Genomic DNA, 13,403 nt, shown 5'->3' on the forward strand with positions numbered 1-13,403 from the left:
GCCTCGCCGCTTTGCTTGTTACAATTAAAAATTGCGCAACGACGGGAGCTTTCATGTCACAAGATATTATTTTGGATACCCAACTCCAGCAGACCAAGAATCTGGCCTGGTGGTTGTACCTGATACATGGCGCCAGCTTCGTGTTTTCGCTGGGCGCGTTTTCCTTCATTCCGCTCATCATCAATTATGTGAAGCGGGACGAGGCGGCCGGGACCTTCGTGTACAGCCATCACAGCTGGATGATCCGTTCCTTCTGGTGGTATGCGGCCTGGATCGTCGTCGGCGCCATCCTGTGGATCACGCTGATCGGCATTCCGCTGGCCATCATCGTGTGGGGCGTGGCCTGGCTGTGGAAAGCCTACCGCCTGCTGCGCGGCTTCCTCGACCTGAACAACAACAAACCCGTGCCCATGTAGGCGCTTGCGGGCAAGCCGACATGCTTGCCCCATACCGCTACATCGCCGCGAACGCCCGTTCGATATCGGCGATCAGATCCTGCGGATCTTCCAGCCCCACATTCAGGCGCACCAGCTGACCCGGCAACTGCCAGCCCTTGCGCATGGCGGCGATGCGGTACGGCATCACCAGGCTGTTCGCGCCGCCCCAGCTATAGCCAATCTTGAACAACTGCAAGGCATCGACGAAGTGGTCCGTCTGCGCCTCCGTGTAGCGCGCGTCGAACAGCACGGAAAACAGGCCGCCCGCGCCCGTGAAATCGCGCTGCCAGATGGCGTGGCCCGGGCAATCGGCGAAAGCCGGATGCAGCACCGTGGCGATCTCCGGGCGCCCCTTGAGCCAGGCAGCCACCGTGCGCGCCCCCCTGTCGTGGGCGTCGAAGCGCAGCTTCATGGTCGGCAAGCCGCGCAGCACCAGGTAGGCGTCGTCCGCCCCCACGCCCATGCCCAGACGCATGTGCGCCTGCGCCAGGCGGTCGTGCAGCGCCCGCTCGCGCGTGATCAGGGCGCCCATCAGCACGTCGGAACCGCCCGACTGGTATTTCGTCAGCGCCTGCATGATGATGTCCACGCCCAGGTCGAAGCCGCGCAGGGCCAGGCCCGCCGACCAGGTATTATCCAAAGCCACCAGCACTCCGCGCGCGTGGGCGGCCGCGCAGATGGCGGGCAAGTCCGGCACTTCCATCGTCACGGAGCCCGGTGCTTCCGTCCAGATGAGCTTGGTATTTTCCTGGATCAAGGCCGCGATCCCGGCGCCGATGAGCGGATCGTAATAACGGGCCGTGATGCCGAAATCCTGCGCCAGCCAGCGTCCCAGTTCGCGGTTCGGGTTGTAGATATTTTTCGGCAATAGCACGTCGTCGCCCGTCTTCAGCAAGGCAAAGTCCGCCATCGCGATGGCCGCCAGTCCCGACGGCGCCAGCAGGCAGTGCGTGCCCCCTTCGATCTCGGCCAGCCGCGCTTCCAGGGTGAACGTGGTGGGCGTGCCGTGCAAGCCGTAGGTATAGGCGTTCTTCTCTTTCCAGTCGCCCGAGCGCATGGCCGCCACGTCCTTGAACAGCACGGTCGAGGCGTGATGGATGGCATTCGGAAACGCGGCAAAACCTTGCGGCGCCTGGTAATCGCTGTGGATCAGCGCGGTTTGCGGAGATTTGGGTGTGGTCATGGCGTCAGGAATAAAAAAAGGCGGATCAGCCTGTGCTGGTCCGCCTTGATTGTAAGGGCTTATGCCCTAGCCTGCCGTACGTATGACAGAGTGTTACACCTGCATAAAAAACCTTCAGGCCAAGGCGCGCTGCCGATGACAGTACTTTACTGTACGGCAAGGCAGCGCAACGCAGGCATGGACGTTTTTTACTCGGCGGCGCCCCACAGGTCATGCGCGTCGGCCGAGGTGATAGTCACGTCGACGAACTGGCCGACGGCCAGCTTGCGGTGCGGCTCGAACGGCGGCTTCACATACACGACGCCGTCGATTTCCGGCGCGTCGGCGGACGAACGGCCCACGCCGCCGGAGCGGGTGACTTCATCGATGAGCACGCGCACGGTCTTGCCGACCTTGGCTTGCAGGCGCTTCTTGGAAATTTCTTCCTGCAGCAGCATCACGCGGCCGCGGCGCTCTTCGCGCAGCTCTTCCGGCACGGGGTTGGCGATGGCATTGGCCGTCGCGCCTTCGACGGGCGAATAGGCGAAGCAGCCGAGGCGGTCGATCTGCGCTTCCTTGAGGAAGTCGAGCAGATACTCGAACTCCGCTTCCGTCTCGCCCGGGAAACCGGCGATAAAGGTCGAGCGGATGGTCAGGTCCGGGTTGATGGCGCGCCAGGCCTGGATGCGGTCGAGGTTTTTCTCGCCGCTGGCCGGGCGCTTCATGCGTTTCAATACGTCAGGGTGCGCATGCTGCATCGGAATGTCGAGGTATGGCAGGATATGGCCGCCGCTCATCATCGGGATGATCTGGTCCACGTGCGGGTACGGGTACACATAGTGCAGGCGCACCCAGGCGCCGTAGGACTTGGCCAGTTCGCCCAGCGCTTCCGTCAGCTGCGTCATGTGCGTCTTGACGGGACGGCCATTCCAGAAGCCGGAACGGAATTTCACGTCCACGCCGTAGGCCGAGGTGTCTTGCGAAATGACCAGCAATTCCTTGACGCCGGCCTTGAACAGGTTTTCCGCTTCGATCATCAGTTCGCCGATCGGGCGCGAGACGAGGTCGCCGCGCATCGACGGGATGATGCAGAAGCTGCAGCGGTGGTTGCAGCCTTCGGAAATTTTCAAATACGCATAGTGCTTCGGCGTCAGCTTGACGCCTTGCGGCGGCACCAGGTCGAGGAACGGCGCATGCGGTTTCGGCAAGTGGAAATGGACGGAATCCATCACTTCGGCCAGCGCGTGCGGGCCCGTGACGGACAGCACTTTCGGATGCACCTTCATGATGATGTCGTCGCCGGCAGCGTCTTTCTTGGCGCCCAGGCAGCCGGTGACGATGACCTTGCCGTTTTCAGCCAGCGCTTCGCCGATGGCGTCGAGCGACTCTTGCACGGCAGCATCGATAAAACCGCAGGTATTGACGATCACTAGATCGGCGCCAGCATAGGATTTCGCCGTTTCGTAGCCTTCGGCGCGCAGTTGGGTCAGGATTTGTTCGGAGTCGACCAGCGCTTTCGGGCAGCCGAGCGAGACAAAGCCCACTTTCGGCGCCGCACCTGGCATGGCCAGCATGGCCTCGGGCTGGGCGGAAGGAACGGGAATACGGTGAATTTCAGACATAGTTGGCAGCTAGAAAATGGTGAGGCGAATCGGCTATTGTACCCCGAGCCGCCCCTTGCTGTCAGCGCGGGTTCCTTTTGCTGGCGCATCTGCAACGCTACAACCGCAACTTTGTTCCGGCCACTGCCGTCATGGCAGTGCGCGAATCAGATCCCGCCCCGCATCACCGGTATCAAGAAATTAAAAAATAATGCCACAAAGAAACTAATGACTGACATATAATTGTTTTTTAAAAAACTAAATCAATCCCATGTCTTTTTCCTTTTCCAATCTGAAAGCGCGACGCTCGGCTGTCGCGGCTTGCGGTCTGAGCGTATTGCTGCTGAGCGGCTGCGCCGTCAACACCTCGGTGGTCGATCCACTGAAAATGAGCGCGCAATCGGGAGATAGCCCGGTGGTGCTCAGCATCACGTCGAACACCAAGGACATTTACGGTTTCAACACGATCAAGCTGCGCCGCGTGGTGGCGGGTGAGCAGCGCAGTGATTTCAAGCTGGTGTCCGAAAACCTGGTGATGAAAAAAGTCGAGAGCGCGATGGCAGGCGATACTTCCCTGTTCATTGGCGCACTACCGCCTGGCGAGTATGAATTCATCGAGTTGATCGACACCCGGGCCAACAAGCTCTTGCGTGTGTATTCGACCATCGTGGGAAGCTTCCAGATCGAAGCGGGCAAATCGGCGGATCTGGGCCGACTGATTGTGACACGCGGCAATTTCGGCGTGCAGTACGGCCGCAGTGCACAGGTAGCATCCAATGCGGAATTGATCCGGCGCTTTGCCCCCGACTACAGCGCCATGTTTGGCGCCGCTGCCAGCCTTGGCTGGAGCACCCCACGCCACGCGCGGGACGATGTCGAGCAATTTGCTCGCGCCCACCCGGCCGGGGCCGAGTGCGTCACCGAAATGCCCGATGGCCGGGTGGCCGCCGCCAGCCGCATGGGCGCCGTGCTGATACGCTCGACGCAAGGTCAATGGAAGATCATCAATGCGCCATCGGTGGAGTCGCTGTCTTGCGTCTTTCCTGTGGACCTGCCCAATGCCGAGTTGATCGCGGTAGGCGAATCCGGCTCCCTGCTACGCAAAGCGCGTGACAGTGACAAGCTGCTTCCTATCGATGCAGGCAACCTGCCGCCCGGCAATCTGCTGCGCATCGGTGGCAACTCCAACGATGGCTGGTACGTGATGCATCGCAAGGGAGATGAGTTAAACATTTTTCATGCGAATCAACTGGACGCTGGCGACTGGCGATCTGTGTACCATACCACCGTGCCCGGATCGTGGCTGCATGGCCCAGGCTTGTTGTGGACATGGCAAGACGCGGGTCGGATCGGCTATGCGCTGGAAAGCGGCTTGATCGGCGAGTTCGATTACCGCACGGGCAAGTTGACCGAACGCTTTAGTCCGCACAAGAAAAACCTGACGGAATTTACCCATCAAGCCAATGGCACAGAAAGCGTCCTGGTAGCGGCCGGCCTGGCAGGAAGATTTCCCGACGCCTATGTTTCACGGGATCGGGGCCAGAACTGGACGACTATCGTTTCGCCATTCAAGGTCCTGATGTCGCCCGTGGCGCCCCTCAATGACGGCAGATTGCTGATGGAGGCCGGCATGTATAACGAGGGCGCACTGCTGGTCAGCAGCGACGAAGGCAAAACCTGGGGGCCGTATGCGCCATACACACTGCGCCACGCACCATTGATTTTCCCCTCCGGCCTCGCTCTCAGCATCCAGGAAGATTTCAAGGGTAACGTCAGCATTTACAGCTCCATGGACAATGCCAGGACATGGAAACTCGAGCATTCAAACCAGGATCTACTTTCCACCTTGCAACAACTGAAGCAATAGCATTCAGCATCGGCAGCCGGCGGCAAGACACCCGCAAAGCACAACGGCACAGGAATTCCTGTGCCGTTGTGTGATACGCATCGGTTGCGGCCTACTTTTTGTCCGTTGGAGGCACCGGCGGAACAAACGGGAACGTGCCGAACAGATTCTTGCTCTGGCTCTGCATCTGTTCCTGCATCTGCACGAACAGGCTCTTGCTCTGGTCGATGTAGTTGTTCATCATGCCTTGCATCATCGGACCCTGGACATTCATGAACTGCGTCCACATTTCCGGGCTGAAAGGCTTGCCTTCGAAACTGCCGGCCGACGTGCCCGTGAATTTGTGCTGGATATCGGTGAACGCTTGCACGTTCTTTTCCAGGTAGGATCCCATCATGCCCTGCATGGCGTGGCCATAGTAGCGGATGATCTGCGACAACACGCTGCTCGAGAACATGGGCGCGCCGTTCGCTTCCTCTTCCAAAATGATTTGCAGCAAGATGCTGCGCGTCAAATCTTCATTGGATTTGGCATCGACGACGGTAAACACTTCATTGTCCAACACCAGCTGCTTGACGTCCGTCAAGGTGATGTAGGAACTGGTTTGCGTGTCGTACAGACGGCGGTTGGGATATTTTTTAATCAGGCGGTCTATACTTTTTTTTGCACTACTCATCACAAGTTCCACTTATTGCGCCGCAGCGCATACTGAGTTAATCCGAAAAAAAAGCGAACGTGGGTCCGCTTTCGCACCTGCCTACGTTTTCCATTATAGAGTGGAAAACGGCTCCATTGCACATCAGGGTAGTAGATTCCCGCATTTATTGCAACGCAACTAAAAGTAGATTCTTGACAAGACCGGAGATTACGCCGGCCTTGCCTGGCAAATCGCTTTGTGAATTAATCTGCCCTGACTTTAACATACCGCCCCGGCGCCGGCTCGATTGCCGCGTGGCGCTTGTTGCCCGGCTTGGCTGGCGCCTTCACCTGGGCGCCGCCGTGTTCGGCCAGGAAGGCCGCCCATTCGGGCCACCAGCTGCCCACGTGCTCGGTCGCGCCTTCCATCCATTGCTCGGCGCTCAAGGGTTTGGCTTTCGCCGTGCGGGCGCCTTTGCCTGCGTCGTTGCGCCAGTAGCTGCGTTTTTTCTTCGACGCCGGATTGATCACGCCGGCGATGTGGCCCGAGGCGCCGAGGATGAAACGGTTGGCTTTCGGCTTTTTCGGGTTCAGCAAGGCTGTGCTGGCGTAGGCCGCGCCCCAGGGCACGATATGGTCTTCGCGCGAACCGTAGATGAAAGCGGGCGCATCGATGCTGCTCAGGTCGACTTTTTCCCCGGCCACCGTCAGCTTGCCCGGCACTTTCAGGCTGTTTTCCAGGTAGGTGTTGCGCAGATACCAGCAGAACATGGGGCCCGGCAAGCCCGTGCCGTCGCCATTCCAGTACAGCAAGTCGAACGCGGGCGGCTCCTTGCCCTTCAGGTAATTCGACTGCACGTAGTTCCACACGAGGTCGTTCGGCCGCAGGCTCGAGAAAGTGCTGCCCAGGTCGCGGCCCGACATCAGGCCTCCCTTGGCCAGGGTTTGCTCGCGCAGCGCCACTTGCGGCTCGTCGATGAAGACGTCGAGCGCGCCCGTGTCGCAGAAATCGAGGAAGGTGGTCAGCAGCGTAAGGCTGGCGGCCGGATTCTCGCCGCGCGCCTTGAGCACGGCCAGCGCCGTCGAAACGATGGTGCCGCCCACGCAAAAGCCGAACATATTGAGCTTGTCCTGGCCCGAAATGTCCTGCGTCACCCGGATGGCTTCGATCACGCCCTGCTCCACATAATCGTCCCACGTCAGATGCTGCATGCTCATGTCCGGATTGCGCCAGGACATCAGGAACACGGTATTGCCCTGCTCCACCGCATAGCGCACGAGCGAGTTTTCCGGCTGCAAGTCAAGGATATAGAATTTATTGATGCACGGCGGCACCATCAGCAGGGGCCGCTGGTGTACCGTGGGCGTACTTGGCGTGTACTGGATCAGCTGGAACAAGGCATTTTCAAACACCACCGTGCCCGGCGTGGTGGCCACGTTGCGGCCCACTTCAAAGGCCGATTCGTCCGATTGCGAGATGCGGCCCTTCTGCATGTCGGCCAGCATATTGCTCAAGCCCTTGGCCAGGCTCTCGCCCTTGGTCTCGATCAGGGTTTGCTGGGCGTCGGGATTGGTGGCCAGAAAGTTGGCGGGCGACATGGCGTCGACGATTTGCTGTACCGCAAAGGCAATCTTTTGCTTCTGGTGCGGCGTCGCTTCCACGGCATCGGCCATGGCGCTGAGAAATTCCGCATTGAGCAGGTAGGCGGCCGCATTGAAGGCCGACAGGGGGCTGGCGTGCCAGGCGGGCGCGGCAAAGCGGCGGTCTTTCAGCTCCGGCGCCTTGCCAGCCATAAAGTCAGCCCATAAGCCCGTCAGCTTGGCCACGTAGGCATTTTTCAGTTGCTCGATCGCTTCCGGCTTGATGCTGGCGCCCGCATCCTGCAAAATGCCGGCAATCGGATTGCCCTGGGGCTGCGGTACCATGTTGAACCACGTCTTCCACTGCTCAGGATTGCTGATCTGCGCCATCCATTCCTTGGTCATCATTTGAGGATCGGGCATGTTCATAGCTATATAAGTCCATTCAAGAATTGGGGACGCCGAACAAAACCTACTGCGAGTCGGTATAGGCGGCCTGCGATGCTCACCGTACCTTCGTACGGTTGCGCTTCTTAGCCACCTCTCCCTTCCGCTCGCTACGGTTTTGCGCGGCGTCGAAACGTAGTCGAAAAATAGAAAACTTTAATATCAACTGCATGCAAACTCTTACTAATTGCCAATACCAATGATGCTCATGACCGCTGTTGCCTGGATCTATGTCGTCGGCCTCATGGCGCTGACGGAACCGTCCATCGTCGCCGGGGTGATGACCTTCGTGCTGTACTGCGTCATCCCGCTGTCCATCCTATTCTATCTGACGGGCTCGCGGCGACGCAAACGCAAGGCGGCGCGTATCGCTGAACTGAACGCCCGCGCGCTCGCCTCAGCAGACGATAAAACAAAAACGGCAGACACATAAGTGTCTGCCGTGCAGATTATTTGCGCCAGATCAAACTGGCCTGTCTTCCCGTGACGCCGTCGCGCCGGTACGAGTAAAACTGCGCCGCATCGCTGACGGTGCAATATTCCCCGCCCGCCACTTGCGCCACGCCATCGCGCAGCAGCATGGTACGCGCCAGCGCATAAATATTCGCCAGATACTTGCCCGGCTTGCCATCGATGGCGGCGAACGCATCCGACAACACTTGCCGCTCGACGTCATCGCGCGCGCCGTCGCGGAACGCCTGCAGCACGTCCTGCCCCACTTCGAATTGCTGCGGGCCAATGGCTGGCCCCAGCCAGGCGAGGATCTCCGTCGCGCCCTGCGCGCGCATGCTGTCCACCGTGCGCTGCAAGACGCCGTTGGCCAGGCCGCGCCAGCCCGCGTGGGCAGCCCCGACGACCAGGCCATCGGTCGAACAGAACAGCACAGGCAGGCAATCGGCCGTCATTACCACGCACACGGCGCCCGGCTGCGTTGCCACGCTGGCGTCGGCGTCGGGCACGTGGCCGTCCAGCTTGCCAGCATCGGCAACGGCCACGCCATGCACCTGCGACAGCCAGGCCGGCTCGGCAGGCAGGATAGCGGCCAGCCGCGCGCGGTTGGCCGCCACGTGGTCAGGGTCATCGCCCACGTGCGTGCCCAGGTTCAAACCGCCGCCGCCCTGCCTGTCACCATATGGCCCCTGGCTGACGCCGCCTGCGCGCACGGTCGCCAGCGCGCCCACGTTCGCGGGCAGGCCGGGCCAATGAGGAACAATGCAAGGCAACGGCGACGTCATCAGACCTGTTCCGGCTCGGGAATGCCGGCCGTGGCGATCAATTGCGCGAAATCATCGGCCAGCGGCACGATCCATTCGCACGCTTCCAGGGTGCCCGGATGCACGAGGCCCAGGCGGCGCGCCTGCAAGGCCTGGCGCGAGAACACGGACACCAGGTGCTGCTTGCCGTACACGGAATCGCCGACCAGCGCGAAGCCCAGATGCTGCATGTGCACGCGGATCTGGTGCGTGCGGCCTGTTTCCAGGCGACATTGCATCAGGCTCACGGGACGGCGGTCGAGTTCGCCGCTGCCGATCAATTCATAGTGCGTGATGGCGGGCTTGGCGGTGAAGTTCTCCGACACGGCCATCTTGACCCGGTCGCGCGGGTGGCGCGCGATGGACGCATCGATGGTGCCCGCCATTTTCGGCGTGCCCCATACCAGCGCGAAATATTCGCGCTTGACGGTGCGTGCCTGCAACTGGCGCACCAGGTCCGTTTGCGAAGCCAGGGTCTTGCCGACCACCATCAGGCCGCTCGTATCCTTGTCCAGGCGGTGCACGATGCCGGCGCGCGGCACGCCGGCCAGTTGCGGGCAGTGGTGCAGCAAGCCGTTGAGCAGGGTGCCCGACCAGTTGCCGGGGCCCGGATGCACGACCAGTCCGGCCGGTTTGTTGATGACGATGATATGCTCATCTTCGTGCACGATGTTCAATTCCATCGCTTCCGGCTTAAAAGCCTCGTCTTCCGGCGCGCTTTGCGGCAGAATGACGATCTTCTCGTCGCCATAGGCGGTCATGTTGCGTTTGGCAACTTTTCCATCGACGGTCACGAAACCGGCTTCCAGCCACAATTGCAAGCGGCTGCGCGAGTATTGCGGCACCAGCTGGGCGATGACTTTATCGAGGCGGTGGCCGCAGGCGTCCGGCGTCAGTTCCAATGTAATCGGGGCCATTTCCTCGAAGACGTCGTCGGCGGCAAAATCGCCGTCAAACGCCTCTTCGGCGGCATGGTCAGAAAGGGAGTCAAACGCGGGGTCAGCCAAATTAGGCTTCGGAGTTAATATCACAGCATTCCCATCGGCTATAATCAGCCTATTGTAAAATCTTGGTTAAAACCTTCTTGCAAAACGTCATGCAAAAAAAATTATCGTTGGTAGTCGCTTCAGTCGTTCTGCTCGGCATGTCCGCTTGCAGCTTGTTGCCTGAAAAAGTGGATGAGACCAAAAACTGGTCCGTTACGAAATTATACTCGGAGGCGCGTGAAGAAATGGCCGGGCAGCACTATGAAGCTGCAATCGGCCTGTTCCAGAAGCTGGAGGCTAACTATCCTTTCGGCAACTATGCTCTGCAAGCGCAGATGGAGATCGCTTACGCGTATTATAAGTCGGGAGATCAGGCGCAGGCATTGGCTGCCGTCGAACGCTTCATCAAGTTGCATCCGAACCACGCCAATGTAGACTATATGTACTACTTGCGGGGCCTGATCAGCTTTAACGATCAGATCAGCTTCCTGAACTTCCTGTACGAGCAAGATCCGACCGAGCGCGATCCAAAAGCCACGCGCGAAGCGTTTGCGGCCTTCAAGCAACTGGTCGACAAGTTCCCAAATAGTAAATACGCGCCCGATTCGCTGGCCCGCATGAACTATTTGATCGATGCCATGGCGAAATACGAAGTGCACGTGGCGCGCTATTACTACCGCCGCGGCGCCTACCTGGCCGCCGCCAACCGCGCGCAAACGACGGTCAAGGACTTTGCCGCCTCGCCCGCCATCGAAGAAGCGCTGTTCATCATGTACCGCTCGTACGACAAGCTGGGCTTGACCGACCTGCGCGACGACACCTTGCGCGTGCTGACCAAGAACTACCCGAACACGGCATTCCTCAGCCCGGAAGGGGTGAACAAGGAACGCAAGTGGTGGAAATTCTGGCAGTAAAATAAGAAAAAACCGGGCTAGCCCGGTTTTTTTACTTATTCGCCGACCTTGCGCCGGAACACCCAGCTGGTGTCGTTCGACGCTTCCGGCACGAAACCGTAGCCGTCCACGTCGAACTGCTTGAGCTGCTGCGGATCGCGGATATTGTGGACGGCCGCATAGCGGGCCAGCATGCCGCGCGCGCGCTTGGCGTAGAACGAGATGATTTTATATTTGCCGTTCTTCCAGTCCTCGAACACGGGCGCGATGACGGGCACGTCCAGCTGGCGCGGCTTGACGGATTTGAAATATTCTTCAGAAGCAAGATTTACCAGTACTTTGGCGCCCTGCTCCTTCGCTGTGCGGTTCAGGCCGTTGGTGATGGTATCGCCCCAGAACGCATACAAATCCTTGCCGCGCGTGGTGGACAGCCGCGTGCCCATTTCCAGACGGTGCGGGTGGATCAGGTCCAGCGGGCGCAGCAAGCCGTACAGGCCAGATAAAATGCGCACGCGCGACTGGGCATAGTCGAGCTGGGCCGGCTGCAGGCTGCGCGCCTCGAAACCGGCATACACGTCGCCATTGAAAGCCATGATGGCCTGGCGCGCGTCCTCCAGTTGCGGCGTCCAGGACGCGTAGCGGGCCACGTTGAGGGCCGACAAGGCGTCGGAAATGCCCATCAGGCTGCCCACTTCGGCGGGCGAAAACTGGCGCATGCGGGCTATGAGCTGGGCAGAATGGTCGAGAAAATCGGGGGTGCTGTGCAACGAGGTTGTTGGCGGCGTCTCCAGGTCGAGACTCTTGGCGGGCGAAAGCACGATCAACATAAATTATCACTACAGAATAGAATTGCCGACATGATACCTGCTCCACAAAAACTCGTCCTCGACACCAACGTTTGCCTCGACCTGTTCGTCTTCAACGACCCGCGCTGGGCGGGCCTGCTGGCGGCCATGGAAAGCGGCGCCGTGCACGCCATCACGCGCGAAGATTGCCGCGCGGAATATCTGGTCGTGCTGCATTACAAGCATTTGCCGCTCGATGAAGCCAGCCGCGCCGTCGCCGCCGCCCGCTTCGACGCCCACATCACGGTGGTGGCGCCGCCCGTCTCCGGCGTGCGCCTGCCCGTCTGCACGGACAAGGATGACCAGAAATTCCTCGAACTGGCGCGCGACGCCAACGCCGACATCCTCATCACCAAGGACAAGGCGCTGCTGAAACTGGCCCGCAAGACGGCCAAGGCCGGCATGTTCAAGATCATGGTGCCGGAAGGCTGGGCATTGCCCGGCTGAGCCGCCAAAGCCCCGCACGCGACGGGGCGCGCTGCGCTAGAATGGGAAACGATTCCACTTTCCGCACCGCGACCCTACCGTTCATGAACAGCCCGTCCCTGCCCCACCTGACTCCCACCCTGACCACCCGCTTGCCTCTGGTGGGCACCACCGTGTTTACCCGCATGTCCAGCCTGGCGGCACAGCATGGCGCCGTCAACCTGGGCCAGGGCTTTCCGGACTTCGATTGCGACCCGGCACTGGTCGAACGGGTCAGCGACGCCATGCGCGCCGGCCACAATCAGTACCCGATGATGACGGGCGCTGCGCCCCTGCGCGAGGCGATTGCCGCGAAGATCGCCAGCCTGTACGGCCACGCCTACGATGCGGGCACGGAAATCACCGTCACGGCCGGCGCCACACAGGCACTGACCACGGCGATTTTATGCTGCGTGCATCCGGGCGACGAAGTCATCGTCATCGAACCGGCCTACGACAGCTACCTGCCCGCCATCGCGCTGGCCGGCGGCGTGCCCGTGCTGGTGGCCATGCAAGTGGGTGAACAAGGTTACAGCGTGCCGTGGGACAAGCTCGCTGCCGCCGTCAGCACCAAGACGCGCTTGATCATCATCAATACGCCGCATAACCCGACGGGCACGATTTTGCGCCCGGCCGACGTGGCGGCGCTGGCCGACATCGTGCGCGGCACGCAAATCCTGATTTTATCGGACGAAGTCTACGAGCACATGGTGTACGACGGCGTGCCGCACGCCTCGCTCTCGCGCCACCCTGAACTGGCGGCGCGCAGCTTCATCGTGTCCAGCTTCGGCAAGACGTATCACGTGACGGGCTGGAAAGTCGGCTACGTGGCGGCGCCCGCGGCGCTGACGGTGGAATTTCGCAAGGTGCACCAGTACAACGTGTTTACCGTCAACACGCCCATGCAGCACGGCATTGCCGGCTACATGGCCGACCCGCAGCCCTACCTGGACTTGCCCGCGTTTTACCAGCGCAAGCGCGATTTGTTCCGCGACGGCCTGGCGGGCAGCCGCTTTACCCTGCTGCCGGCCGACGGCACGTATTTCCAGTGCGTGCGCTACGATGCCATTTCGCAAGAGACTGAAGCGCAGTTCGCCGAATGGCTGACGGCGGAAATCAAGGTGGCCGCCATTCCCGTCTCCGCGTTTTACGCGCAGGGCAAGGAGTCGGGCATCGTGCGCTTCTGCTTTGCCAAGCAGGACGAGACCTTGCGCCTGGCGCTGGAGCGCCTGCGCAGCATTTAACGACAGT

The 13,403-nt window shown here is 60.5% G+C and carries 13 protein-coding genes; 6 read left to right on the plus strand and 7 right to left on the minus strand.

Annotated features, from left to right (window positions below; genetic code table 11):
• Positions 1 to 53 precede the first annotated feature (53 nt).
• Complete coding sequence (locus tag D9M09_RS15665; RefSeq protein ID WP_070220215.1) at positions 54 to 416, plus strand: DUF4870 family protein; 363 nt, start codon at positions 54 to 56, stop codon at positions 414 to 416.
• Positions 417 to 453: 37 nt separating this feature from the next.
• Here D9M09_RS15665 and D9M09_RS15670 read toward each other — a convergent pair whose 3' ends face one another.
• The gene (locus tag D9M09_RS15670; RefSeq protein ID WP_121669826.1) at positions 454 to 1,620 is read right to left on the minus strand and encodes a cystathionine beta-lyase; all 1,167 of its coding nucleotides are present in this window, start codon (positions 1,618 to 1,620) and stop codon (positions 454 to 456) included.
• Positions 1,621 to 1,808: 188 nt separating this feature from the next.
• Positions 1,809 to 3,164, minus strand: a complete 1,356-nt coding sequence (gene rimO, locus D9M09_RS15675) for a 30S ribosomal protein S12 methylthiotransferase RimO (protein ID WP_170846336.1) — start codon at positions 3,162 to 3,164, stop codon at positions 1,809 to 1,811.
• Positions 3,165 to 3,471: 307 nt separating this feature from the next.
• On the opposite strand from rimO, the gene D9M09_RS15680 reads away from it, so the two are divergent.
• A complete protein-coding gene (locus tag D9M09_RS15680) occupies positions 3,472 to 5,067 on the plus strand; it encodes a hypothetical protein (RefSeq protein WP_121669827.1) in 1,596 nt (531 codons plus the stop codon).
• A 91-nt stretch (positions 5,068 to 5,158) separates the two neighbouring features.
• On the opposite strand, the gene phaR is transcribed toward D9M09_RS15680, so the two are convergent.
• Positions 5,159 to 5,722, minus strand: coding sequence for a polyhydroxyalkanoate synthesis repressor PhaR (gene phaR, locus D9M09_RS15685; RefSeq protein WP_010399000.1), 564 nt, complete (start codon positions 5,720 to 5,722; stop codon positions 5,159 to 5,161).
• 224 nt (positions 5,723 to 5,946) lie between these two features.
• Positions 5,947 to 7,692 carry a class I poly(R)-hydroxyalkanoic acid synthase gene (phaC, locus tag D9M09_RS15690; RefSeq protein ID WP_162995716.1) on the minus strand — a complete coding sequence of 582 codons (1,746 nt, stop codon included), beginning with the start codon at positions 7,690 to 7,692 and terminating at the stop codon, positions 5,947 to 5,949.
• Between the two features lie 217 nt (positions 7,693 to 7,909).
• On the opposite strand from phaC, the gene D9M09_RS15695 reads away from it, so the two are divergent.
• Entirely contained in the window at positions 7,910 to 8,143 is a 234-nt protein-coding gene (locus tag D9M09_RS15695; protein WP_227741988.1) for a hypothetical protein, read from the plus strand.
• Positions 8,144 to 8,159: 16 nt separating this feature from the next.
• Here D9M09_RS15695 and pgeF read toward each other — a convergent pair whose 3' ends face one another.
• Together pgeF and D9M09_RS15705 are read right to left on the minus strand one after the other, a co-directional pair.
• Positions 8,160 to 8,945, minus strand: a complete 786-nt coding sequence (pgeF, locus tag D9M09_RS15700) for a peptidoglycan editing factor PgeF (protein ID WP_121669828.1) — start codon at positions 8,943 to 8,945, stop codon at positions 8,160 to 8,162.
• Positions 8,945 to 9,970: an RluA family pseudouridine synthase gene (locus tag D9M09_RS15705; protein ID WP_070220225.1), complete on the minus strand. Its 1,026-nt coding sequence runs from the start codon at positions 9,968 to 9,970 to the stop codon at positions 8,945 to 8,947. Before D9M09_RS15705 ends, pgeF begins: the two co-directional genes overlap by 1 nt.
• An 89-nt stretch (positions 9,971 to 10,059) precedes the next feature.
• On the opposite strand from D9M09_RS15705, the gene D9M09_RS15710 reads away from it, so the two are divergent.
• Positions 10,060 to 10,863 carry an outer membrane protein assembly factor BamD gene (locus D9M09_RS15710; protein WP_070220227.1) on the plus strand — a complete coding sequence of 268 codons (804 nt, stop codon included), beginning with the start codon at positions 10,060 to 10,062 and terminating at the stop codon, positions 10,861 to 10,863.
• A 35-nt stretch (positions 10,864 to 10,898) separates the two neighbouring features.
• Here the strand turns inward: D9M09_RS15710 and yaaA are convergent, their stop codons facing one another.
• Complete coding sequence (yaaA, locus tag D9M09_RS15715) at positions 10,899 to 11,669, minus strand: peroxide stress protein YaaA (protein ID WP_121669829.1); 771 nt, start codon at positions 11,667 to 11,669, stop codon at positions 10,899 to 10,901.
• Positions 11,670 to 11,699: 30 nt separating this feature from the next.
• On the opposite strand from yaaA, the gene D9M09_RS15720 reads away from it, so the two are divergent.
• Together D9M09_RS15720 and D9M09_RS15725 are read left to right on the plus strand one after the other, a co-directional pair.
• On the plus strand, positions 11,700 to 12,134 hold the full coding sequence (locus D9M09_RS15720; protein WP_034755336.1) for a putative toxin-antitoxin system toxin component, PIN family: 435 nt from the start codon (positions 11,700 to 11,702) through the stop codon (positions 12,132 to 12,134).
• Positions 12,135 to 12,217: 83 nt separating this feature from the next.
• Complete coding sequence (locus D9M09_RS15725; protein ID WP_121669830.1) at positions 12,218 to 13,396, plus strand: pyridoxal phosphate-dependent aminotransferase; 1,179 nt, start codon at positions 12,218 to 12,220, stop codon at positions 13,394 to 13,396.
• Positions 13,397 to 13,403 lie beyond the last annotated feature (7 nt).

It is taken from the genome of Janthinobacterium agaricidamnosum, from assembly GCF_003667705.1.
GTDB lineage: Bacteria > Pseudomonadota > Gammaproteobacteria > Burkholderiales > Burkholderiaceae_D > Janthinobacterium.

What these genes read in the sequence shown, in the direction of transcription:
- D9M09_RS15665 (WP_070220215.1), top strand. Translation starts at nt 54, where the DNA reads ATGTCACAAGATATTATTTTGGATACCCAACTCCAGCAGACCAAGAAT.
- D9M09_RS15670 (WP_121669826.1), bottom strand. Translation starts at nt 1,620, where the DNA reads ATGACCACACCCAAATCTCCGCAAACCGCGCTGATCCACAGCGATTAC.
- rimO (WP_170846336.1), bottom strand. Translation starts at nt 3,164, where the DNA reads ATGCCAGGTGCGGCGCCGAAAGTGGGCTTTGTCTCGCTCGGCTGCCCG.
- D9M09_RS15680 (WP_121669827.1), top strand. Translation starts at nt 3,472, where the DNA reads ATGTCTTTTTCCTTTTCCAATCTGAAAGCGCGACGCTCGGCTGTCGCG.
- phaR (WP_010399000.1), bottom strand. Translation starts at nt 5,722, where the DNA reads ATGAGTAGTGCAAAAAAAAGTATAGACCGCCTGATTAAAAAATATCCC.
- phaC (WP_162995716.1), bottom strand. Translation starts at nt 7,692, where the DNA reads ATGAACATGCCCGATCCTCAAATGATGACCAAGGAATGGATGGCGCAG.
- D9M09_RS15695 (WP_227741988.1), top strand. Translation starts at nt 7,910, where the DNA reads ATGATGCTCATGACCGCTGTTGCCTGGATCTATGTCGTCGGCCTCATG.
- pgeF (WP_121669828.1), bottom strand. Translation starts at nt 8,945, where the DNA reads ATGACGTCGCCGTTGCCTTGCATTGTTCCTCATTGGCCCGGCCTGCCC.
- D9M09_RS15710 (WP_070220227.1), top strand. Translation starts at nt 10,060, where the DNA reads ATGCAAAAAAAATTATCGTTGGTAGTCGCTTCAGTCGTTCTGCTCGGC.
- yaaA (WP_121669829.1), bottom strand. Translation starts at nt 11,669, where the DNA reads ATGTTGATCGTGCTTTCGCCCGCCAAGAGTCTCGACCTGGAGACGCCG.
- D9M09_RS15720 (WP_034755336.1), top strand. Translation starts at nt 11,700, where the DNA reads ATGATACCTGCTCCACAAAAACTCGTCCTCGACACCAACGTTTGCCTC.
- D9M09_RS15725 (WP_121669830.1), top strand. Translation starts at nt 12,218, where the DNA reads ATGAACAGCCCGTCCCTGCCCCACCTGACTCCCACCCTGACCACCCGC.